The organism is Macrococcus bovicus (assembly GCF_004359575.1).
Classification (GTDB): domain Bacteria; phylum Bacillota; class Bacilli; order Staphylococcales; family Staphylococcaceae; genus Macrococcus; species Macrococcus bovicus.
Window position 1 is genome coordinate 1 of the sequence record NZ_SCWF01000007.1, and the last position, 22,496, is coordinate 22,496.

Annotated in this window: 18 protein-coding genes; all 18 read right to left on the minus strand. The window is 42.5% G+C overall.

Features of this window, described 5'->3' with window-relative positions:
- Window positions 1-270 precede the first annotated feature (270 nt).
- The 18 genes from ERX55_RS07250 to rpsB all read right to left on the minus strand — a co-directional run bounded on the left by ERX55_RS07250 (window position 271) and on the right by rpsB (window position 22,473).
- Window positions 271-1,719, minus strand: coding sequence for a hypothetical protein (locus tag ERX55_RS07250; protein ID WP_133451907.1), 1,449 nt, complete (start codon window positions 1,717-1,719; stop codon window positions 271-273).
- Between the two features lie 290 nt (window positions 1,720-2,009).
- Window positions 2,010-2,162, minus strand: a complete 153-nt coding sequence (locus ERX55_RS11440; protein ID WP_165983742.1) for a hypothetical protein — start codon at window positions 2,160-2,162, stop codon at window positions 2,010-2,012.
- Between the two features lie 1,255 nt (window positions 2,163-3,417).
- Complete coding sequence (locus ERX55_RS07255; protein ID WP_133451908.1) at window positions 3,418-4,431, minus strand: tyrosine-type recombinase/integrase; 1,014 nt, start codon at window positions 4,429-4,431, stop codon at window positions 3,418-3,420.
- Between the two features lie 202 nt (window positions 4,432-4,633).
- Complete coding sequence (gene infB / locus ERX55_RS07260) at window positions 4,634-6,805, minus strand: translation initiation factor IF-2 (RefSeq protein ID WP_133451909.1); 2,172 nt, start codon at window positions 6,803-6,805, stop codon at window positions 4,634-4,636.
- Window positions 6,802-7,131: a YlxQ family RNA-binding protein gene (locus tag ERX55_RS07265; RefSeq protein WP_133451910.1), complete on the minus strand. Its 330-nt coding sequence runs from the start codon at window positions 7,129-7,131 to the stop codon at window positions 6,802-6,804. The genes infB and ERX55_RS07265 overlap by 4 nt, the downstream gene beginning before the upstream one ends.
- On the minus strand, window positions 7,128-7,412 hold the full coding sequence (gene rnpM / locus ERX55_RS07270; RefSeq protein ID WP_133451911.1) for an RNase P modulator RnpM: 285 nt from the start codon (window positions 7,410-7,412) through the stop codon (window positions 7,128-7,130). The genes ERX55_RS07265 and rnpM overlap by 4 nt, the downstream gene beginning before the upstream one ends.
- An 11-nt stretch (window positions 7,413-7,423) precedes the next feature.
- Window positions 7,424-8,485 (minus strand): transcription termination factor NusA, encoded by a 1,062-nt coding sequence (gene nusA / locus ERX55_RS07275; RefSeq protein WP_133451912.1) that lies wholly within the window; start codon window positions 8,483-8,485, stop codon window positions 7,424-7,426.
- A gap of 15 nt (window positions 8,486-8,500) precedes the next feature.
- Window positions 8,501-8,968, minus strand: a complete 468-nt coding sequence (gene rimP / locus ERX55_RS07280) for a ribosome maturation factor RimP (protein ID WP_133451913.1) — start codon at window positions 8,966-8,968, stop codon at window positions 8,501-8,503.
- Between the two features lie 113 nt (window positions 8,969-9,081).
- Window positions 9,082-13,383, minus strand: a complete 4,302-nt coding sequence (locus tag ERX55_RS07285) for a PolC-type DNA polymerase III (RefSeq protein WP_133451914.1) — start codon at window positions 13,381-13,383, stop codon at window positions 9,082-9,084.
- 79 nt (window positions 13,384-13,462) lie between these two features.
- Window positions 13,463-15,166, minus strand: coding sequence for a proline--tRNA ligase (locus tag ERX55_RS07290; protein WP_133451915.1), 1,704 nt, complete (start codon window positions 15,164-15,166; stop codon window positions 13,463-13,465).
- Window positions 15,167-15,180: 14 nt separating this feature from the next.
- The gene (rseP, locus tag ERX55_RS11480; protein ID WP_133451916.1) at window positions 15,181-16,461 is read right to left on the minus strand and encodes an RIP metalloprotease RseP; all 1,281 of its coding nucleotides are present in this window, start codon (window positions 16,459-16,461) and stop codon (window positions 15,181-15,183) included.
- A 3-nt stretch (window positions 16,462-16,464) separates the two neighbouring features.
- Window positions 16,465-17,595 carry a 1-deoxy-D-xylulose-5-phosphate reductoisomerase gene (dxr, locus tag ERX55_RS11485; protein WP_133451917.1) on the minus strand — a complete coding sequence of 377 codons (1,131 nt, stop codon included), beginning with the start codon at window positions 17,593-17,595 and terminating at the stop codon, window positions 16,465-16,467.
- A gap of 8 nt (window positions 17,596-17,603) precedes the next feature.
- Window positions 17,604-18,392 (minus strand): phosphatidate cytidylyltransferase, encoded by a 789-nt coding sequence (locus tag ERX55_RS07305; protein ID WP_133451918.1) that lies wholly within the window; start codon window positions 18,390-18,392, stop codon window positions 17,604-17,606.
- On the minus strand, window positions 18,389-19,138 hold the full coding sequence (locus tag ERX55_RS07310) for an isoprenyl transferase (RefSeq protein ID WP_133451919.1): 750 nt from the start codon (window positions 19,136-19,138) through the stop codon (window positions 18,389-18,391). Before ERX55_RS07310 ends, ERX55_RS07305 begins: the two co-directional genes overlap by 4 nt.
- A 111-nt stretch (window positions 19,139-19,249) precedes the next feature.
- Window positions 19,250-19,807 carry a ribosome recycling factor gene (gene frr / locus ERX55_RS07315; protein WP_133451920.1) on the minus strand — a complete coding sequence of 186 codons (558 nt, stop codon included), beginning with the start codon at window positions 19,805-19,807 and terminating at the stop codon, window positions 19,250-19,252.
- 17 nt (window positions 19,808-19,824) lie between these two features.
- On the minus strand, window positions 19,825-20,544 hold the full coding sequence (gene pyrH, locus ERX55_RS07320) for a UMP kinase (RefSeq protein ID WP_133451921.1): 720 nt from the start codon (window positions 20,542-20,544) through the stop codon (window positions 19,825-19,827).
- A gap of 150 nt (window positions 20,545-20,694) precedes the next feature.
- Entirely contained in the window at window positions 20,695-21,576 is an 882-nt protein-coding gene (gene tsf, locus ERX55_RS07325; RefSeq protein WP_133451922.1) for a translation elongation factor Ts, read from the minus strand.
- Window positions 21,577-21,702: 126 nt separating this feature from the next.
- Window positions 21,703-22,473, minus strand: coding sequence for a 30S ribosomal protein S2 (gene rpsB / locus ERX55_RS07330; RefSeq protein WP_133451923.1), 771 nt, complete (start codon window positions 22,471-22,473; stop codon window positions 21,703-21,705).
- Between the last annotated feature and the right edge of the window lie 23 nt (window positions 22,474-22,496).

Sequence of the window (22,496 nt, forward strand, 5' to 3'; positions counted from 1 at the left end):
CAACATCAAGGGGGAATCTTTCAGAATGAAAGAGAAGAAACAGGCGGGTATTATCCCGGTTCAACTTTAGCAATAAATGAGGAATTTTATTCCGTTGTTTTTGAGGATTTTTAAGGCGTTATTGACACTATATTGTAATGCTTTAGATACTCAATTAAATCAAAGGCACTAATAGACTGATCTTTCATATCTAGCTGATTAGTAACGTGCATGTGCATTATATTTTGTTGTTGATTAACAACTTCTAAATTTTAAAAGAATAGATATTTATTATTTAAGCTTCTTAACATGTTGAGGGTCGTGAATAAGTTTTTGTTCTAATTCATCTTTGTGTCTATCGGTTAATAAAATATCTTTCATTTTAAAAATATAATCAGAATACAATTTAGAATTAAAAATCTTGGCTTCATATTGATTAGTATAAAAAGCTTTCATATCAATTGGTTTACCTATTCTACGTTCTTCTCCTTTAGGTGCATTAATCATTTCTTGATACTCATTTTCTAAGCGTTTAATATTATTTTTTTTATAATTACTCAATTTATTATCTAAGCTTCTATCTTGCTCAATTCTAAACTTGTAAATTAATTCATGAAGTTCTAACAAGTAATACTCTTTAAGTTTAATATTGTTATCTAAATAATTTTCCAATTCCTTATTGGTAAACATTCTGATTATACTGTAAGCTGTATAAACCTTATCAAAGTATCTATGAGTTGCATCAGTCTTTAAACCTTCTTTTTGTAATACTTTTTTTAAATGTTTACGGTATCTCTTATTCTTAAAAAGCTGATAATTGTTATAGTCATGAAGATTTAATTCATCTTTAAGTCTGATTTGCAATTCAGCAAGTGCATGCCATTCATCATTAGATAATTCAACATGTCCAACTTCTCTATATTTTGTAACTTCAATTCCAGCTTTATTCTTAACAGTAAACGGCTTTACTTCAATTCCTATTTTAACAGCATTAACCTCAATCATCTTATCCTTTTCAAGTCTAAAAAGAGATTGCTTTAACTGATAATTTAATAAATCTAGAATCCTACTAATATATATATTAAAATTATTTACCAATTCAGAACTTGTTAAAACTGTTTCAACTTCTTGATTATAAGCAATATCCCGTTTAGTCACTTTGTAATTAAATAGTTTATTAAGAATATAGTTTATTTCATTAACAAATATCTCTTTATTATCATCTTGCTTTATCTTAATTTTTTTATCATCATAATATAAAATCTGGTCTTTTAATAATTGATAATTGATAAATCCAAAATAAGATAACCAACTATTATATGCTCTTGGTTTTCTATCAAGTGTTCTATGTTTCAGACCTATTAATAACAAGGCTCTAAATATGAATGTTATTTCATCTGGCAGGCGATTATCTTCTCTAGTTACTGGGCTACCATCTGAATTATGAAGAGAGCCTAAGAGATAATAATTTTTCCGTTTGTCATTTTCATTTTGAATCTTTGTAACTTCTTTGTAAAATTGTTTAGCTGTCTTTAATAATGTTTTAGGTGTGCTACCACTTGGAATTTTACCATTATATTTTTCAGCTAACTCTGGATCGAGAAGAAAAAAATATTCATGTGGTTCTAATTGATTATGCTCATTCTCAATTATTTGCTGTCTGCTAAGGGGTATTTTACGACCACTATGACCCTTTTTATTAGATTGCAACTGGATATGTACTAAATCATTATTGTTCAATTTGTAAATCTCCTCATAATAATTAATTTTATTGTTAATAGTAGATTCAAAATGTAATTATAGTACGCCTATTTACTAAGAATAAAAATACTATACTCTATTCTTAGTAAGCAGGCATACTATATAATTCTCAACTTAAACTTGCATTCTTTCTAAGGGTCAACTTGTTGACCTTTAAGAGTTGAAGCGGTTTTCTTCAACGATACTTTGTTATACTATGGATAGATTTCAATATGTATTATTATGAATTATAATTCTAATATGTATAAAATCCTCAAAAACTTGTGTAACTACTTTTCTATTATCTCTATGATTCTATTTAATATTTCATCTGATACAATTCTCCTTTCAGCTTTCCAATCTAAAAAGTAATTTTCACTAATTCCAACTCTTTTAGCAATAAGATAGAAATTAGGCTTAAAGTTATCTTTATGCCATTTCATAAACTTCTGTCTTACCACCTAATTAAACTCATCATCTGATTTTTTCACTTAACTTAATACCTTTCATAAGAATAATATAGGATGTCCTATACAGTTTTATTAAAAAATATGTATATCTATAAAGCTGTCAGACAATGTACAACAAACATTTAATAGTATGAGAATTAAATACTACTGATTGGCTAAATGTTGCTATAATCGCCTAATAGCATTACTAAACAATATGAATCACTTTTAAGATTATCAGCACGTCTATAATAGTATGCTAAGTTATCGGAAATGATTTGAAGCTATTCAATTGTCAAGGTGCTGAGAACTTAAAGGGTGCATTAGTGCGTGAGATAACTAATGCTAATATGTAGATGGCGTGAGCCTTACAGTCTAACGAACATATGTTCTTCTTTAGCTGTAACAAAAGTATATAATGTTTTAAGAAAAATCTCAACATTTTTTATTGACTTGATATTTTATTAGTGGTGAAATCCGCAATTTTTTGCTAGTATGTTTAGAGTTTTCTAACCATAAAAAAATTTTTTATGAGATGTATTCTTAATGAAGATGCTTTACGTATGCACTCATCAGACGTCAGCAATATAAAATTAACTGTTTGTACTTAATCTTTATCTAACCCCCCTCCGTCAGACAAAACAGATAAGCTTATCCTAACTTTTCTAGACTACATATAAGTTATCATAGAAGCAGTATTGTCTTATAAGTATTTCTTTCTATATATAATGTGATAAAGTTTCTATAAACGGCTCTGAATGGTCTTAAAATTGATTCTAAGATATTTAAATAGTTGAATTAGTCTAGCAGATCAGATAAATACTATAAAAAATTGATTATTGAACTAATCAATCAACGTTTTATTATGATTAGAAAACATTAGAATATCTAGTACTCAATATTCGTCAAAATATCAGAAAATTCAAATATTTTAGATTGAATTATAACAGCTGTAATTCTCTTAATTGTTTAATCTATAAGCAATAAATAATAAAATCTAACTTTTATATATGGTTTTTAACAATCAATTCTAAACTAAATTTCATTGATAGAATACAATGATCTTGAACAATTAAATTAATCTGATAGTTAATCATTAAATCGATAAAACCATCTATTTTTGATAGAATTAAATCAGCGTATTTCAAAGAAATGAAAATTCTATTTGTCAGAATCATAATTAATACTTTATTTCATAATGTAAATAATAAAGAAGCTACTCACAATTAAACGTGAATAGCTATTGTTTTTATCTATATCGTTTGCTTCTTGGCCGTTGATACTTCTTGCTGTCATTCAGCTGTTCTATTGTGCTGTAATTTTCTTTTTGCAATCTAATAAGATCATCTGATACATGGGCATATATTTCTGTTGTTGCAAGTTTTCGATGTCCTAATATCTTTTGAAGCACTCTAATATTGCCACCACTTTCAAGAAACAACATAGAAGCGGTATGACGAAACATATGCGGTGTTATATGAGTAGTTATATTAAATTCTCTACAATATTTCTTTAATGAATTTCTAAATGCTTCTTCTTGCCATCTATTTCCATTGACATCTACAAATAAATATTCTGAATTCATTTCTCTACATTCATCAATAAAATTAGCAATTAATTGTTTTGTTTGTTTGCTAAAAGGGACATATCTAAAATCATTATTCTTTGTAATCGGAAAGAATATTGTTCTATTTTCAAAATCGATATCACTTATTTTAATATTTAATACTTCTCCTATTCTACCAAAAGTATCAAGTAAAACATTTATAGCTACATACATTCTATAATCGGTAAAGTATTGAGTATCAAAACTATTTAAAAGTTTGGTTAAATCTTCTTTAGCAATAACTTTTATTCTTTCATTCTGACGCTTAACACATCGAATATTTCTAAAAGGATTGTTTTCAATATAATTCAATTCATATAACGTTTGATAAAATGTTTTGCATAACTTTATATAAGTATTAATAGTTGATGGTTTTAACCCTCTTACTTCCCCAGTATTTCTTAATTTATCACGATAATGAACTTTATCATTTTGAAGATACATAACAAATTCTTTAGCATGCCGATCTGTTAAATCAAAGGGACTGACCTTATCATTAAAGTAATCATTTAATGCGTTAAATACTTTGTTATAGTTCTTTAAAGTATTCCTACTCAAATTTAATAGTTGCTTCTCATTGACTACAATCTCCTTAAACTTCTCAAAATCATTGTTTAAATGAACTTCCTTATTCCTTTTTGTTTTAATTCTAGACATAATAAAACCCCCAACATTTAATTTAATAAACATTGAGGGTTAATATATCAGCTTTTGAAGTTTACCATTCTAGCTTTCTTTCATTACTTAATGACTTGTGATTCCTGCAATGTTAAAAGTAGCTAAAATGATTAATTGGAAAATATTAGTTGGTTAAGTTTCCGCTTCTTACACAAGTCAAGAATGGCTTAATGAAGCGGTTCTATACTCTCTTAATCTCTTCCATGACAAATGCCTCAAAGATGTCGCCTTCTTTGATGTCGTTGAAGTTCTCGATTGTGATACCACATTCGTAGCCCGCTGTCACTTCTTTGACATCGTCTTTGAAACGACGCAGTGCATCGACAGCGCCTTCGTATACCACAATGCCATCACGGATGATACGTACGCTTGCATCACGCGTGATTTTACCGTCTGTCACGTATGAACCGGCTACAGTACCTACTTTAGAGATGTTGATTGTCTGACGTACTTCCGCCTGACCAATCACTTTCTCTTCAAATTCAGGATCCAGCATACCTTTCATCGCGAATTCGATTTCTTCGATTACTTTATAGATGATGCGGTGGAGACGCATATCTACTTTCTCAGCTTCAGCTGCACGTTTCGCATTGACATCCGGACGAACATTGAAACCGATGATGATACCGTTTGAAGCAGATGCTAATGTAACGTCTGACTCATTAATCGCCCCTACTGCTGTATGGATGATACGAACATTTACACCTTCTACATCAATTTTCATAAGTGATGCGGCAAGTGCTTCAACAGAACCTTGTACATCACCTTTAATGATCACATTTAAGTCTTTCATTTCACCTTGCTTCATCTGTTCAAAGAGATTATCAAGTGAAACCTTCTGGCTTTCCTGACGTTGAGCCATGATGTTCTGCTGTTGACGGGCTTCACCGATACGACGTGCTTTTTTCTCATCTTTAAAGACGACAAAACGGTCACCCGCAAGCGGTACGTCCTGTAGACCTGTGATTTCAATCGGAGTTGATGGGCCAGCAGTTTTGATTCGTTTACCTAAGTCATTGACCATCGCACGCACACGACCATACGTGTTACCAACGACGATAGAATCACCAATTTCAAGTGTACCATCCTGAACTAACAGAGATGCAGCTGGTCCACGAGATTTATCAAGTTCTGCTTCAATAACAGTCCCTAAAGCAGTACGTTTTGGATTAGCTTTCAGTTCCTCAACTTCAGTTACAAGCTGAATCATTTCAAGTAAATCATCGATACCGTCGCCTGTTAAAGCCGACAGTTGAACGAAGATTGTGTCACCGCCCCAGTCTTCTGGATAAAGACCATGTTCACCGAGCTCCTGCATCACCCGGTCTGGATTTGCTGTCGGTTTATCCACTTTATTAACAGCTACGATAATAGGTACTTCAGCTGCCTTCGCGTGGTTGATTGCTTCAATCGTCTGAGGCATTACACCATCATCTGCTGCTACGACTAAAATAGTGATATCTGTAACTTGAGCACCACGCGCACGCATTGTAGTGAAGGCCGCGTGACCTGGTGTATCCAGGAAGGTGATTTTTTTGCCTTCATTGACAATCTGGTATGCACCGATATGTTGCGTGATACCGCCTGCTTCTCCAGCAGTGACACGTGTATTACGGATAGAGTCAAGAAGAGTCGTTTTACCATGGTCAACGTGTCCCATAATTGTCACAACAGGTGGTCGTTCTTCTTTATCTGCATCATCTGCATCAACATCTTCAAAGTAAGTCTCAAGATCTGTAGCGTCAATGATGACTTCAAGTTCTGCTTCAACACCATATTCGTCACAGATCAGTTCAATTGCTTCTTCAGTCAGTGGTTGGTTGATGTTCGCCATGATTCCAACCATGAATAAGTTTTTCACGATCTCTGAAGCATCCTTGTTTAATTTTTCAGCAAGTTCACCGACCGTGATGCCTTCAGTATAAGTGATTTTAGAAGGCGTTTCTTTCACGACTGGAGCCGGTGGAGGCGTCTGAGGTTTTTGATTTTTTCCTTTTTTGCCTTTATTGTTTTTTTGACCTGGACGGTTATTCGGTTTACTATTCTGTCCTGGACGATTTTGACCCTGTTTGTTCTGACCCGGTTTATGATTACGGTTCTGGTTGTTTTGAGCAGGTTTATTCTGAGTTTGCGGTTTACTTTGAGTTGTTTCCGCTTTTTTTGGCTGCTCTTTTTTAGGCTCCGCTTTCGGCGCATCTTTTTTGAAGATTTTATCTAAATCACTGATTTCTTTATCTTCCAGCGTCTTCATATGCGTCGTGACTTCTACACCCATTTTCTGAAGTTCGTCGATAATATCCTTACTTCTTTTACCTACTTCTTTGGCATATTCATATATTCTTTGTTTACTCATAGGTTCTCTCCTTCATCACTTTCATGAATCATATCTTTCAGCTTTTTCGCAAAACCTGAGTCAAGGACACCGATGATGACACGTTCATCCTTACCGATCGCCCATCCGAGTTCATGTCGCGAGCCGAACTGCAGACATTTCACCTGGTATGACTGACATTTATTCATGATATTTTTTTTTGTGTTGAGTGAAGCGTCTTCTGATAAAATCACTAATCTGACTTTACCCCTTCTCACTTCATTTATAACCAGTTCCTCCCCTGTCACGAGTTTGCGCGCACGCATGGCAAGTCCGAGCAGGTTCAGTATTCTGTCCTTCAGGCTCATTTCGGTATCATTGAGCGATAGACGAGACGAATCAGTTCATCGTATATCGGATTCAGACTTTCTGTATCTGCCTCAAAGAATTGTTCGAGCCTTTTCTTTTTGCGCGCTTCTTCGATTATTGACAGGTCCATAGATACGTATGCACCGCGACCATTCGCCTTACCGGTCGGATCTACCGCGATAGCGCCCTCTTTAGAGCGGACCACCCGCAGCATCTCACGCTTCGGTTTCATCTCCTGGCTTAAAATGCATTTACGCATGGGAATTTTCTTCTGTTTCATCATCTTCCCCCTTATTCGACTGGGTAGATACCCGCTTCTTTAGCATCTGTCTCACTCTTGATATCGATCTTCCAGCCTGTCAGTTTAGCTGCTAACCGTGCATTCTGACCCCGCTTACCGATTGCAAGTGACAGCTGATAATCCGGCACGATAACCGTCGTCGACTGATTTTCTTCATTGACCAGTACGTCCACGACTTGTGACGGACTGAGTGCATTTTTGACAAATGTCTTCGGATCCGCACTCCATTCAACGATATCAATTTTCTCGCCGCCCAGTTCATCCACTACAGCGCCGACACGTGCCCCTTTGGCACCGACGCAAGCGCCGACTGCATCGATATCAGGATTTTCAGAATGGACACTGATCTTGGAGCGGTCGCCTGCTTCACGTGCCACCGATTTCACGACGACAGTGCCATCAAAGATCTCCGGTACTTCTTGTTCAAAGAGGCGTTTCAACAGGCCCGGATGACTTCTTGAGACGAAAATCTGCGGTCCTTTCGTCGTCTGTTCCACTTTATTGACATAGACCTTGATGCGTTCAGTCGGACGATAGACATCATTCGGGCTACGTTCTGCTTCTGATAACACAGCTTCTGTCTTACCCAGCGTGACATAGACATAACGATGATCGACACGGTCGATGATCCCTGTCATAATGTCATCTTCCTTGTCGATGAATTCATTGTAAAGGATGCCACGCTCCGCATCGCGCAGGCGCTGCATCACTGCCTGTTTAGCTGCCTGTGCACTGACGCGACCGAAGTCTGAAGGTGTGACATTCTCTTCAAAAATATCACCGACCTCGTAAGCCGGATTCGTTTCAAGGGCTCTTTCAAGTGAAACCTGTTCACGTGGATTTTCCACTTCCTCCACAACATCTTTACGGGAGTAGACCGCATAGCTGCCGTTATCCATATTCAGCTCGACACGGACATTGCTTGCAGAGTTATAGTTCTTTTTATAGGCCGTGATAAGTGCCGCTTCAATTGTTTCGATCAGTACTTCACGCGGGATACTTTTTTCTTTTTCAAGAAAATCAATAGCGTTTAATAATTCGTTGTTTTTCATTTTGTCCTCCGTTATTTAAAGAATGACTGCACGTCTGATTTTTGCGATTTTTTTGCGTGGCAGTTCAATTTCCTTTGTACGTGTTTTAATTCTGACAGACATCGTCACCGTTTCAGCATCAAACTTCACCAGTTCACCGAGCCACTCCTTATCGCCGCCGATTTCCTCGTACAGCTTGACATAGACCGGATGACCGACTGCCGCTGTGTAATCCGCTTCTTTTTTCAGCGGACGCTCAGCACCTGGTGATGATACATCCATGAAATAGGCGTCAGTGATCGGGTCTTCTTTATCCATCACTTCACTGATCTTCTCACTGGCAAGTGCACAGTCTGAAATATCAATGCCGCCTTCTTTATCAATGGCGATGCGGAGATAATAGTCCGGGCCTTCTTTCACGTATTCAACGTCAACAAGCTCAAAACCTAAATCCTGAATGATGGGCGTCACAATCTCTTCAACACGTTCTGTTATTTTGCTCATATATGCCTCCTTAATCTGACAAGAAGAAAAGAGCGGGATATCCCACTCTTTTCGTCAATAGAGTATTTTGTTAAGCATCCTTATTATAACACATGTCGTCAGATGCTTCAATTCTATAAGTCAAAGATACTGAGCTGTGCTTTATCCGGCATATCATCAAGAGAGCCGAGCATCGTCAGATAATCAATGATCTTCTGGGAGACACCTGCTTTTTTGTTCAGTTCTTCCTTGGACAGGAAGGGCCCCTCTTCTCGTGCCATAACGATTCTGTTAGCGACGTTATCACCGAGTCCGGGTACTGCATTGAAAGGCGGAATCAGTGTATCGCCCTCGATAATGAAATCGAATGCCTGACTTTTCTCCAGTGAGACAGGCTGCATACGAAAACCTCGCTGCGCCATTTCATTGGAGAGTTCCAGCACGGTGAGGACATCCTTTTCTTTTTTCGAGAGGTCGTGGTGGCGCGCGTAGTAATCCTTCACTGTCGCTTTGATCGTGTTCTTATCTTTTGTCATCGTGAGCAGATCAAAGTCAGAGGCACGGACAGTGAAATAGGCGGCGTAGTAATACAGCGGATGATGCACTTTGAAATAAGCGATGCGCAGCGCCATCATGACGTAGGCACTGGCATGGGCTTTCGGGAACATGTACTTGATTTTCTTGCAGGACTCCAGATACCATTCCGGCACATTGTTCTCCCTCATTGCCGCTTCAAAATCCTCGGTCAGTCCTTTACCTTTACGCACCGATTCCATGATCTTGAAGGCAAGTGACGGTTCCAGACCGGCATACATCAAGTAGACCATGATATCATCCCGACAACCAATGACACCAGACAGGTCACAGGTGCCTGTACGAATCAGTTCCTGTGCATTGCCGAGCCAGACATCAGTACCGTGTGACAGGCCTGAAATCTGAATGAGCTCGGAGAACGTGCTTGGCTTCGTGTCTTCCAGCATCTGGCGTACGAATCCGGTCCCGAATTCCGGTACCCCGAATGTACCTGTCTTGCACATGATATCCTCCTCAGTGACGCCGAGACTCTGCGGCCCGGAGAAGATCTTCATCGTCTCTTTGTCATCCATCGGAATGGTCTTCGGATCTATGCCGGACAGGTCCTGCAGCATCCGGATCATCGTCGGATCATCGTGCCCCAGTATATCAAGCTTCAGCAGATTATCATGAATGGAGTGGAAGTCGAAGTGCGTCGTCTTCCAGGATGAGTTCTGGTCGTCAGCCGGAAACTGGATCGGCGTGAAATCATAGATATCCATATTCTCAGGGACGACGATGATGCCGCCCGGGTGCTGTCCTGTTGTCCGCTTGACACCTGTGCATGCCTGAACCAGGCGGTCAATTTCTGCGCCCCGTTTGTGCATGCTGTTGTCATTTAGATAGCCTTTGACATAGCCGAATGCGGTTTTCTCGGCAACCGTACCGATTGTACCTGCGCGGAAAACCTTATCCTCACCGAATAATACTTTCGTGTAATTATGGGCCTGAGGCTGATATTCTCCGCTGAAGTTCAGGTCGATATCAGGCACTTTATCACCCTTGAAGCCGAGGAAGGTCTCGAAGGGGATATCCTGTCCTTCCTTGATAAAAGGGACATCACATTTCTCACATTTCTTATCGGGCAAGTCATAACCGCTCGATACAGAACCATCATCAAAGAAGTGGCTTTCTTTACACTTCGGACAGATATAATGCGGAGGCAGCGGATTGACTTCCGTGATTTCAGTCATGGTTGCGACAAAACTTGAGCCGACCGACCCCCGCGAGCCGACCAGGTAACCGTCATCGAGAGACTTCTTAACGAGTTTCTGGGATATCAGATAGATGACCGCGAAGCCGTTGCCGATAATACTGGCAAGTTCCTTCTCAAGTCGTGCCACCACGATTTCAGGCAGATCGTCACCATATAGTTTACGCGCATTCGCATAGGACATCTCGCGGATTTCTTCATTCGCCCCTTCAATAGAAGGTGTGTACAGTTCATCACGGATTGGCACTACCCGCTCAATACGTTCAGCAAGCTCATTCGTATTCTTGATGACAATCTCATATGCTTTCTCTTCACCGAGGAACATGAAGTCATCCATCATTTCATCAGTCGTTCTGAAATGGGCATCCGGAAAACCGCTCTTATTCAGCGGGTTCCCCGGCATACTCGCAACGAGAATCTCACGTGCGATCTTGTCATGGGGATGAAGATAATGGACATTGCCCGTCGCGATGACCGGTTTACCTAATTTATCAGCGACTTGAATAATGCGGTGATAGATCTCCTCCAGTGTCTCATTGTCACGGATCAGGTCACGCGCTAGAAGGTGCTGGTACAGCGCTTTCGGCTGAACTTCGATATAGTCATAGAACTGAGCCACTTTCTCAACCTCTGACTGGTCCTTGTTCATGACCGCCGTAAAGATCTCACCGTTGTCGCAGGCACTGCCGACCAGAATGCCTTCGCGGTTCTCCTCCAGCAAGCTGCGCGTAATGCGCGGTGTCCGGTAATAGTAATGAACCAGCGACTCAGACACAATCTTGAAGAGATTTTTCAGGCCTTTCTGATTCTGGACCAGCAGCGTGACGTGGACAGGCCGTGCACGTTTATATGCGTCCTGATTGGACAGTTTCTGGTCAATTTCACTGTGATTCGTCACCCCGCGCTCAGCCATCTGCTTCAGCATTTTGACGAAGATATGGGCGGTCGTCTCAGCGTCATAGATGGCTCTATGATGCTGAGTCAGTTCGACGCCGTATTTCTTCGCGAGAAAATTCAGACCGTGCTTGCCGAGCTCTGTGTTGATGGTCCGCGACAGTTCCAGCGTGTCAATCACACCATTCTCACCGGCCCCCAGGCCGAGACGTTCATATCCTGTGTCAATGAATCCCATATCAAAGCTGGCATTATGGGCCACATAAATCGCATCTCCCACCCACTCCTTAAAGCGGGGCAGCACTTCTTCAATCGGCGGTGCATCCGCGAGCATATCATCGGTGATACCTGTCAGCTGTTTAATGGTTTCATTCAGCAGTTCCCCGGGGTTACTGAAACTTTCGAATTTATCGATGATCTCACCGTCCTGCACTTTGACTGCGGCGAGTTCGATAATCTTATCGTACTGCGAGCTGAGTCCCGTCGTCTCGACGTCAAAGACGACATAGCTGCTCGAACTGAGGTCCCTGTCTGCCGGATGATAGGTAATCGGTACGCCTTCATCGACGAGCATGCCTTCCAGGCCATAGATCATTTTGATGCCATTTTTCTCGGCTGCAGCATGCGCATCCGGATAAGCCTGCACCACGTTATGGTCCGTCACTGCAATCGCCTTGTGGCCCCACTGTGCAGCCTGGGCCACGTATTTGCCGATATGGGTGATGCCATCCATCTGACTCATACTGGAATGGAGGTGAAATTCCACCCGTTTCTCCTCAGATTTATCCTTGCGCGGAGAACGTTTGATTTCATGGATGTCATTGATCATCATCACCAGGTCACGGATAAAGGTATCCTCTTCGATCTTACCTTGCGCGCGAACCCATTTCCCGGGCGTCAGCGCTTTGAAATGCTCGAGGTCATTTTTCGTCTGGCGGTTACGGCTGAACATCTTCAGCGTCAGAGAATCCGTGTAATCCGTGATCTTCAGCTGCAGAATATAGCGGCCGCTCTTCAGCTCCTTGATCTCAGCGTCAAAGATGACTCCTTCGATCGCCACTTTATACTCTTCCTCGATAATCGATGAGATCGGGCGGATGGATTCAATATGGATATCTTTGCCGATGGACGCTTCTGTTACCTCGTCACTTTCCTCTTCACGTTGCTTCTGCATCTCTGCTACCCGTTCACGTGTCTGGATAGCACTGGTTGTATCTTCAGCCTGTATCGTCGCTTCCAGTGATTCCAGTTCACGCTGCTGATCCCTGTCATCTATCTCAAAGATGATTTTATCGAAATGAAAGCCCGCTTTCTTGAAGGCTTTCAGCAGTGAACCATTACAGGATTTCTCAAGATGCTGCTGTTCGACTTCATTATTGACGATAAACCTGATGACATCACCTGAAAATGTATATTTCTTCTGCTTAAGCTGTCTTTTAAGATTGGGACTCAGTGCCGTCTGTTCGACGCAGTGATGCAGATAATCCTGCACTTTGTCCAGCTTGTCCGACTGGTCAGCAGCTGTAATCTGAAAGTCAACAGTGGCAATATGACCGAATGCTTGCTTCATCTCATTCTGAAAATGCATATAGACGTCTGCCGGGAATATCACCGGACTCTTGATATGAAAGAACCACTGGCGCTCTTTTTGAGAGATATCAAGACGTTCAAGCGTGCATCCCTCCAGTTCAGCTGGAAAGGCATCTGTCATCTTCAGCTGCGACAGCAGAACCTTAAATTTTTCTTCTTTATTCACGCCAAGACCACCTTTATAAAATGAAAAAGTAATACGCCAAAAAGCGCATTACTTAAGTTAGTTCTATTATAGCAAATTTTTAAGCTAAGTCCTGGTATAATGTTTCAATTTTAGCTGTCAGTTCATTGACAGGGACTTCAAATGATTCACCCGTCCCACGCAGTTTCACTTCTACAATACCGTCTGCCGCCTGTTTGCCGACGACGATACGAAGCGGTACACCGATCAGGTCTGCATCGTTGAATTTAACACCGGCACGTTCCTGACGGTCGTCATATAGAACCTGATAGTTCTTTGAGAAGTCCGTGTAAAGCTGGTCTGCCAGAGTGCGCTGTGCATCCTGTTTCGGATTGACAGAAATGATATGGATGTCAAATGGTGTAATGGCTTTCGGCCAGATAATACCGTTGTCATCATGATGCTGCTCGATGACAGCACTCAGCGTACGGGAGACGCCAATACCATAACAGCCCATAATCATCGGCTGCGCTTTCCCTTGTTCATCGAGGAATGTCGCTTTCATGGCTTCAGAGTACTTGGTGCCGAGCTTGAAGACCTGACCGACTTCGATGCCTTCAGCGAACTTGACCGGACCACTGCCGTCTGCCGCCTGTTCCCCTTCCAGGATAAAACGGAAATCACCGAATGCCTTGATCTGGAAGTCGCGACCCAGGTTCGCATTGATATAGTGATAGTCCGTCTCATTGGCACCGACGGCAAGGTTATTGATATCCTGCACAGAATGATCGGCGTAAATATCAATCTTATCGACACCGACCGGACCGAGTGAGCCTGGTTTTGCATTCATGATACCTTCAATCTCTGCTTCAGTCGCCATCTCTACCACTTCAGTGCCGAAGAAGGATTTGACTTTGACGTCGTTCAATTCGTGATGGCCCCGAATCAGGAACATGACAAATCGGTCGTCCACCTTGACAATCATCGACTTGACGATCTCATCCAGACGTTTACCGAGTAAGTCTGCCAGCTGCTGCGCGGTCTTGACGCCTGGTGTATGAATTTTTTCAAGCGCCGCTTCCGCCGTATGCTGGACGTTCGGCGTATAGAGCACTTCAGCCTTCTCAATGTTCGCTGCGTAGTCACTGCCGTCCGTATAAGCGATGGTATCTTCACCGATTTCAGCGAGCGCCATAAATTCATGTGTATGGCTGCCGCCGATTGCACCGCTATCAGCAATGACCGGACGGAACTTGAGACCGACGCGGTTATAGATATTGCTGTAGGCCTGATACATATCCTGATAAGTCGCATCCAATGATTCCTCTGTCGCATGGAAGCTGTAGGCATCCTTCATGATGAACTCACGTCCGCGCAGCAGACCGAAACGAGGGCGTTTTTCATCGCGGAATTTATTTTGGATCTGGAACAATGTCACCGGCAGCTTCTTATATGATTTCAGCTCATCTCTGACTAAAGACGTGATGATTTCTTCGTGTGTCGGACCGAGTGCAAATTCACGGCCATGTCGGTCAGTCATGCGCATCAGTTCAGCCCCGTAACTCGGCCAGCGACCACTTTCCTGCCACAGCTCAGACGGCTGCAGGGCCGGCATCAGAATCTCTACGCCGTCAATGGCCTCCATTTCCTCGCGTACAATCGCCTCAATATTATTCAGCACCCGTTTCGCGATCGGCAAGTAGCTGTAGACACCGCTTGCGATCTGCTTGATCATCCCTGCTTTCAGTAACAGCTGATGACTCTTGGATTCCGCATCATTCGGCACTTCCCGTAATGTCGGAATAAACATTTTAGATTGTTTCATAACTTAGCCCCCTATTAATTAAAGAAATATCGTTGTATATCATTCCATGTCACCATAATCATGACAAAGAATAAGAAGACAGCACCTGCTGCGATAATGACGACCTCTGCCTTTTTGTTGACAGGCTTTCTGAAAATCGCCTCATAGATCACAAAAAGAATGCGCCCGCCATCAAGCGCCGGAATCGGCAGCAGATTCATGATACCCAGATTGACTGACAACATCCCTGCCCATGATAAGAGCGAGATGATGCCGAGCGATGCCACTTTTTCTGTGTTCTTGTAGATGCCGACCGGTCCGTTCAGCATATCAAAGCTGAAATGTCCGGTAAAAATGCTCGAGAAGAGCTGACCGACCAGCATGAAGATCAGAGACATCATCTCAATTGTTTTGAGGAAACCATATTTAAATGGTGCAAGGACATTATCATGTGTCATCATCGGGTTAACACCGATGGCATACTTCTTAAGCGTCTTAGTCTTATCCTGAAATTCCATCTGCTTAGGTGTGACTGCTCTAGTCAGCTTCTCACCTTCACGTTCAATCAGAAATTGATGTGTTTTACCGTCTTTTAAATACTGACTCATGTCTTCGAATTTCTCGATTTTATGGCCGTCGATTTCCAGGACCTTGTCCTTCATGACAAGCCCTGCCTCATCAGCCGGACTGTCTTTTATAATAGTACCGATGATGGCCTTATCAGTCGGCGTTCCTGAAACAAAAGTCAGACCAATGAAGATGACCAGTGCCAGCAAGAAGTTGAAGAGTGGTCCTGCAAACAGTGTCAGAAATTTCGGCCACGGTTTCTTATTTTTGAACTGGCGATGGCGCGGTGCAATCTGCACAAGATCGCCTTCGCGCACGAAATAGGCTTCATCGGCTAGTGTATAATGCACGCGTTCATTCGTATAACTGTCAATACCTTCAATAAACAGGTCGTCTTCAAAATCGCTGTCCTCTACTTCCAGCTGTTCAATCTGTCTGAACTGATGCTGGTCATCCAGTATGACATGGGTCACTTCACCGGCAGCATTCCGTTTAATGCTGACCGTCTGACCCGCTGTCAGCGGATTCGGTTCCATGCCGCTTCCTGCCATCAGGACGTATCCGCCGACCGGCAGCATTCTGATCGTATAGAGTGTCTCGTTCCGTTTATAAGAAAACAGTTTAGGTCCCATGCCAATCGCAAACTCCGGACACATGATACCCGCTCTTTTAGCGAAGTATAAATGTCCGAACTCATGGACGGTCACGAGTAGTCCGAAGACAAATATAAATGCGATAATCCCTATCATATCTTACACCTCATAGTGACGCGATTTATAATCTGCATCGACTTTCAATATTGTTTCCAGGTCGGGATGCTGGATGACTTCATGCTGCTGCATCTCCCGCTCAATCAGCCGCTCAATATCGAGGAAGCTGATTTCTCCGTTCAGGAACATCTGGACGGCGACTTCGTTGACCGCATTCATGACAACAGGCATCGTACCGCCTATCTTGATGGCTTCATAGGCAAACTTCAGGCATCTGAAGCGATCGAAGTCCATCTCTTTGAAGTTCAGCGTCCCGAGCTTCGCCAGATCCAGGCGCTCGCCTTGACGCGGCAGTCTGTCCGGATAGCTGAATGCGTACAGTATCGGCATACGCATGTCCGGTGTCCCGAGCTGAGCGATGACACTTGTATCATTAAATTCCACCATCGAATGGATGACACTCTCTTGATGCAGGATGGTCTCGATTTTCTCGATCGGTAAGTCAAAGAGCCATTTCGCTTCAATGACTTCCAGTCCTTTATTCATCATCGTTGCTGAATCGATGGTAATCTTCTGGCCCATCGACCAGTTCGGGTGATTCAGCGCATCCTCGAGCGTGACATTCTCCAGTTCGCTGCGGGTCTTGTCTCTGAAAGAACCCCCGCTTGCCGTAATGATGATTTTCTCAATATTGTCCGGGTTCTCACCGTTTAAGCACTGGAAGATGGCTGAATGCTCAGAATCAACCGGCAGAATATTGACCCCGTATTTCTTGGCCTGCTGCATCACGAGCTCACCTGCAACCACCAGTGTCTCTTTATTGGCGAGCGCAATATCAATGCCCTGCTCTATCGCATGCAGTGTGGGTCGCAGTCCCACACTCCCTAATATAGCGTTCAGCAGCATATCATTGTCAGGATAGCCGGCAACTGCGATCAGACCTGCCTCACCATGCACGACTTCAATATCGTAATCCTGCAGTTCCCGCTTATCTGCTTCATTCTGGACGGAGACGATAGCCGGGCTGAACTCCTCAATAATTTCCTTCGCGAGGTCTATACTGCGACCTACCGCAAAACTAACCAGTTTGTATTCTTCCGGATGCTGACGGATGATATCCAGTCCCTGCATGCCGACCGAACCACTTGCACCTAAAATTCCTATTTTTTTCATGTCATCACCTAACTCTGAAAGTTGATTAAAAAGATATTGATCAATGGCAGGACAAAAATAAAGCTGTCAAAACGGTCGAGTATGCCGCCGTGACCAGGCAGCAGTGTCCCTGAGTCCTTTACGCCGAAGTTACGCTTCAATGCTGACTCCACCAAATCGCCTAACTGGCCTGCAATACTGAACAACCATGTCACGAGGATGAGCGGTATGAGTCCGAGCGGCATGTCATAGTTCAGTGCAAAAATGACAGCGACAATCGTGCTGCTCGCTATTCCGCCGATAAAGCCCTCTATCGTCTTATTCGGGCTGATCTCCGGCCATAGTTTACGCCTGCCGAACAGACGACCGAATATATATGCGCCGGTATCTGTTAACCATACCACAAGCAACGCAAAAAGGAGATAATGAAGCCCCTGATGCCTTGTCTCGTAGAAATACATAAACCCGATACCGACATAAGCGACTGCCAGCATACAGAATGCGGCATCGACGAATGAGAATCGGTTCTTAGAGACCACGGTATAGCTGAGTAGAATAAGGCTGATGATGATCAGAAAAGGGACCTGATAGTCACTTTCTACAATGCGACTGCGCGTGGGCGACATGATTAGACAGAGTGCAGCTGTACTGATCAGACCAGGCAAGGAATAGAGCTTAATGTGCTGCATATTCAGCACTTCCTTCAGCGCGACGATAGCAAGCAAGTAGGCAAGGAGCAGAACAGGTATGCCGCCGTAGATAACAATCGGCAGGAAGATAGCCATAGCGATGATGGCCGTGATAGTTCTTGTCTTCATCCGTTCAGCCCTCCGAATCTCCGCTGTCTCTTGCAGTATGTATGAATCGCGCGATCGAGGTCCGCAGGCGCATAGTCCGGCCACAGTTTATCATCAAAGACAAATTCACTGTATGACGTCTGCCAGAGCATAAAATTACTGAGACGTTCTTCACCAGATGTCCGAATCAATAGTTCCGGATCGGGATAATCATGTGTAAAGAGAGCCTGCCCGACGCGCTCCTCATCAATATCGTCCAGCTGGATCTCATTATTTTTATAGGCGGCTGCCAGGAGCTGGACAGCGGCGACTATTTCTTTTCGCCCGCCGTAATTCAGTGCGAAGATCAGCTTCATTCCTGTGTTGTTCTCGGTCTCTCTCTGCACTTTATAGAGTGCCTCTTTAGTATGGTCCGGCAGCTGCTCAGTAAAGCCGATCGATTCGACCTTGACATTATTTTTCATCAGATCCGGCAGAAATGAGCCCAGAAAATCAACCGGTAATTTCATCAGGTAATTGACCTCTTCTTTCGGTCTTGACCAGTTTTCAGTCGAAAACGCGTAAAGCGTCAAGTATTTGACCCCGATCTGACTGGCATGCGTCGTAATTTTTTTGACCGTCTGCATCCCTTCATAATGACCTTTGACACGAGGCATATTCCTATTTTTAGCCCATCTGCCGTTTCCATCCATTATGATGGCGATATGTTCCGGCACAACGTCATGTTCGATGGTTTGAGAAGCGATCTTCTTAAATATATTAAACATAGCGGTCCTCCAACTTTGATACTAAACTTCATTCTAACATATCTACTCCTCTATTTAACCACAAAAAAAGAGCCGATGTCTCACAATAAGTGAAACATCGGCAACTCGTGATTAAACAGCCATAATGTCCTTTTCTTTAGCTGCTGTTAAATCATCAATTTTTTTGATGTGGTCATTCGTCAAGTCCTGAACATCTTCAGTGTAGCTGCGAAGATCATCTTCAGTCAGTTCACCAGATTTTTCAGCTTTTTTCAGGTCATCGTTGGCATCGCGGCGAATATTGCGGATAGCCACTTTTGCGTTTTCAGCTTCTTTCTTCGCTTCTTTCACAAACTCTTTACGACGTTCTTCTGTCAGTGCCGGCACCGTAATACGGATAACCGTACCGTCTGACGTCGGATTGACACCCAGGTTAGCCATATTGATTGCCTTCAGGATGTCATCAATAGAAGATTTATCATAAGGTGTCACAACAAGCATTCTTGCTTCAGGCACTGAAATACCTGCAAGCTGCTGGACAGGAGTGTCTGCACCGTAGTAGTTGACAGACACACGGTCAAGTAAGTTCGCGCTGGCATGGCCTGCACGGATCCCTGCAAACTCACGTGTCAGGCTGTCAATGCTCTTCTGCATTTTGTCTTTTGTTTCGTTGATGATCTCTTTCGTCATAAGAAATAACTCCTCACTTATTTAGTAATCGTTGTACCGATTTCTTCTCCCATGATGGCACGTTTAATATTGCCATCCTCCATAATTGAGAATACCACGAGCGGGATGTCGTTGTCCATACAGAACGAGCTAGCTGTAGAATCCATGACCTGCAGACCTTCCTGCAGCATCTGGATATAGGTCAGCTTATCGTATTTTTTCGCTGTCGGATCCAGTTTTGGATCTGCTGAGTAGACACCGTCCACGTTGTTTTTACCCATCAGAATGACATCAGCTTCCATTTCTGCTGCGCGAAGAGCGGCAGTAGTATCAGTTGAGAAGTAAGGATTACCGATGCCAGCCGCAAAAATAACGACACGTCCTTTTTCCAGGTGGCGGATGGCGCGACGTCTGATATACGGTTCCGCTACTTGCTGCATAGCGATTGAAGTGAGGACACGCGTGTCACAGTCAAGCTGCTCCAGACTATCCTGCAGCGCGAGCGAATTCATCACTGTCGCCAGCATCCCCATGTAGTCGGCAGTCCCGCGGTCCATACCGAGGTCACTACCCGTCTTGCCTCGCCAGATGTTACCGCCACCGACAATAACAGCGACTTCACAATCCATCGATGCCACTTCAGCGACTTGCTTCGCAATATTTTTGATGATGACAGGGTTGATACCGAATCCCGTCTCTCCTGCTAATGCTTCACCACTTAATTTCAGTACGACTCGTTTATATTTAGATGTATCCATTGTTACTCCGCCCTTTCGCTCGTTTATTTTTATCTCTTCTTTCTTGAAAGAAGCGCACAAACTATATGTATTATATCAGTTAATGACTGATCTGTTAATGCTTAGAAAAAGACACGAATCATCTTAATGAATCATCGTGTCTATCTTCTATTATTTATTGATTTGACCCATTACTTCATCAGCGAAGTTATCTTGACGTTTCTCGATACCTTCACCCACTTCATAACGAACGAATGATTTTAAAGAGCCACCTTTTGATTTAAGGAACTCAGCAACAGTCTGGTCTGGGTTCTTAACGAACGGCTGATCTACTGCACAGATTTCCTCAAGGTATTTACGAAGACGACCTTCAACCATTTTCTCGACGATATTTTCTGGTTTACCTTCGTTTAAAGCCTGCTGCTTTAAGATTTCTTTTTCATGCTCAAGTTCTTCTGGTGAAACCTGCTCACGAGAAACGAATTTAGGGTTAAGGGCTGCGATATGCATTGCCACGTCTTTTGCTGCTTCAGCATCAGTTGAGTTTTCCACTACAGCAAGCACGCCGATACGGCCGCCCATGTGTAAGTACTCACCGAAAGTATCCGCATCTGTTTTAGTCGCTAAGACGAAACGACGAAGCGTTAATTTCTCACCGATTGTAGAGATTGCTTCATTCATTTTATTTTCAACTGTGTTACCATCTGACATTTCTGAAGCCATTAACGCTTCAACGTCTGCTGGTTTAGCCGTTAAGATGTGATCTGCCATTTCTTTTACTAATGTTTGGAAACCTTCATTACGTGCAACGAAGTCAGTCTCAGAGTTCAATTCTAAAAGAACTGCGTCGTTACCTTTAGAAGCGACATAAGTTGTCCCTTCAGCTGCGATACGATCCGCTTTTTTAGCTGCTTTAGCAATCCCTTTTTCACGTAAGTAGTCTACTGCTGCATCAATGTCACCGTTTGTTTCAGTCAATGCTTTTTTGCAGTCCATCATACCTGCGCCGGTTCTTTCACGAAGTTGTTTTACTAATTGTGCTGTAATTGCCATGAATAATTCCTCCAGATAAAAGTAATGTTCTTCACTGATTAATCATACTAAATTGTCAGCCAAAAGGCGAAATATTTACATGATTTCTTTAAAAAAGGTGATAAGTAAACTTATCACCTTTGTTTATTATGCTTCAGTCGTTTCTTCAGATGTTGCCGGCGCTTCTGCTTCAGTTAAGTCGATGTTCTGCTCAGCTGCAACTTCCTCATCTGATACGCCTTGTTTCGCTTCAAGGATCGCATCTGCCATTTTACCTGTTAAAAGTTTAACGGCACGGATCGCATCGTCGTTTGCAGGGATAACGTAATCGATTTCGTCTGGGTCACAGTTTGTATCAACGATACCGACGATTGGAATGTGTAATTTTTTCGCTTCAGCAATTGCGTTACGCTCTTTACGAGGGTCTACAACGAAGATCGCTGATGGCATTGATTTCATGTCGCGGATACCGCCTAAGAATTTGATCAGACGATCGTATTCTTTTTTAAGTTCTACAACTTCTTTTTTAGGAAGAACATCGAATGTACCGTCTTCTTCCATTTTTTCGATTTCAGCAATACGTTTTACACGTTTGTTGATCGTTTTGTAGTTTGTTAAAGTCCCACCTAACCAACGTTGGTTGATGTAGAACTGACCTGCACGCTCAGCTTCTTCTTTGATCGCTTCCTGTGCTTGTTTTTTAGTACCTACGAATAATACAGTACCGCCTTCTTCAGCAACAGATTTCATGAAGTTGTATGCTTCTTCAACTTTCTTCACTGTTTTTTGAAGGTCGATGATGTAGATACCGTTTCTTTCTGTGAAGATGTATTTCTTCATTTTTGGGTTCCAGCGACGAGTTTGGTGTCCGAAATGTACACCAGCTTCTAACAATTGTTTCATTGAGATAACTGCCATTTTATTTTCCTCCTATTGGTTTA

Excerpts from the sequence above, each read along its gene's own strand:
- rseP (WP_133451916.1), bottom strand. The coding sequence starts at position 16,461 with ATGATAGGGATTATCGCATTTATATTTGTCTTCGGACTACTCGTGACC.
- tsf (WP_133451922.1), bottom strand. The coding sequence starts at position 21,576 with ATGGCAATTACAGCACAATTAGTAAAACAACTTCGTGAAAGAACCGGC.
- frr (WP_133451920.1), bottom strand. The coding sequence starts at position 19,807 with ATGACGAAAGAGATCATCAACGAAACAAAAGACAAAATGCAGAAGAGC.
- ERX55_RS07255 (WP_133451908.1), bottom strand. The coding sequence starts at position 4,431 with ATGTCTAGAATTAAAACAAAAAGGAATAAGGAAGTTCATTTAAACAAT.
- pyrH (WP_133451921.1), bottom strand. The coding sequence starts at position 20,544 with ATGGATACATCTAAATATAAACGAGTCGTACTGAAATTAAGTGGTGAA.
- dxr (WP_133451917.1), bottom strand. The coding sequence starts at position 17,595 with ATGAAAAAAATAGGAATTTTAGGTGCAAGTGGTTCGGTCGGCATGCAG.
- nusA (WP_133451912.1), bottom strand. The coding sequence starts at position 8,485 with ATGAAAAACAACGAATTATTAAACGCTATTGATTTTCTTGAAAAAGAA.
- rimP (WP_133451913.1), bottom strand. The coding sequence starts at position 8,968 with ATGAGCAAAATAACAGAACGTGTTGAAGAGATTGTGACGCCCATCATT.
- ERX55_RS07310 (WP_133451919.1), bottom strand. The coding sequence starts at position 19,138 with ATGTTTAATATATTTAAGAAGATCGCTTCTCAAACCATCGAACATGAC.
- infB (WP_133451909.1), bottom strand. The coding sequence starts at position 6,805 with ATGAGTAAACAAAGAATATATGAATATGCCAAAGAAGTAGGTAAAAGA.
- ERX55_RS07265 (WP_133451910.1), bottom strand. The coding sequence starts at position 7,131 with ATGAGCCTGAAGGACAGAATACTGAACCTGCTCGGACTTGCCATGCGT.
- ERX55_RS11440 (WP_165983742.1), bottom strand. The coding sequence starts at position 2,162 with ATGAAATGGCATAAAGATAACTTTAAGCCTAATTTCTATCTTATTGCT.
- rnpM (WP_133451911.1), bottom strand. The coding sequence starts at position 7,412 with ATGAAACAGAAGAAAATTCCCATGCGTAAATGCATTTTAAGCCAGGAG.
- ERX55_RS07290 (WP_133451915.1), bottom strand. The coding sequence starts at position 15,166 with ATGAAACAATCTAAAATGTTTATTCCGACATTACGGGAAGTGCCGAAT.
- rpsB (WP_133451923.1), bottom strand. The coding sequence starts at position 22,473 with ATGGCAGTTATCTCAATGAAACAATTGTTAGAAGCTGGTGTACATTTC.
- ERX55_RS07305 (WP_133451918.1), bottom strand. The coding sequence starts at position 18,392 with ATGAAGACAAGAACTATCACGGCCATCATCGCTATGGCTATCTTCCTG.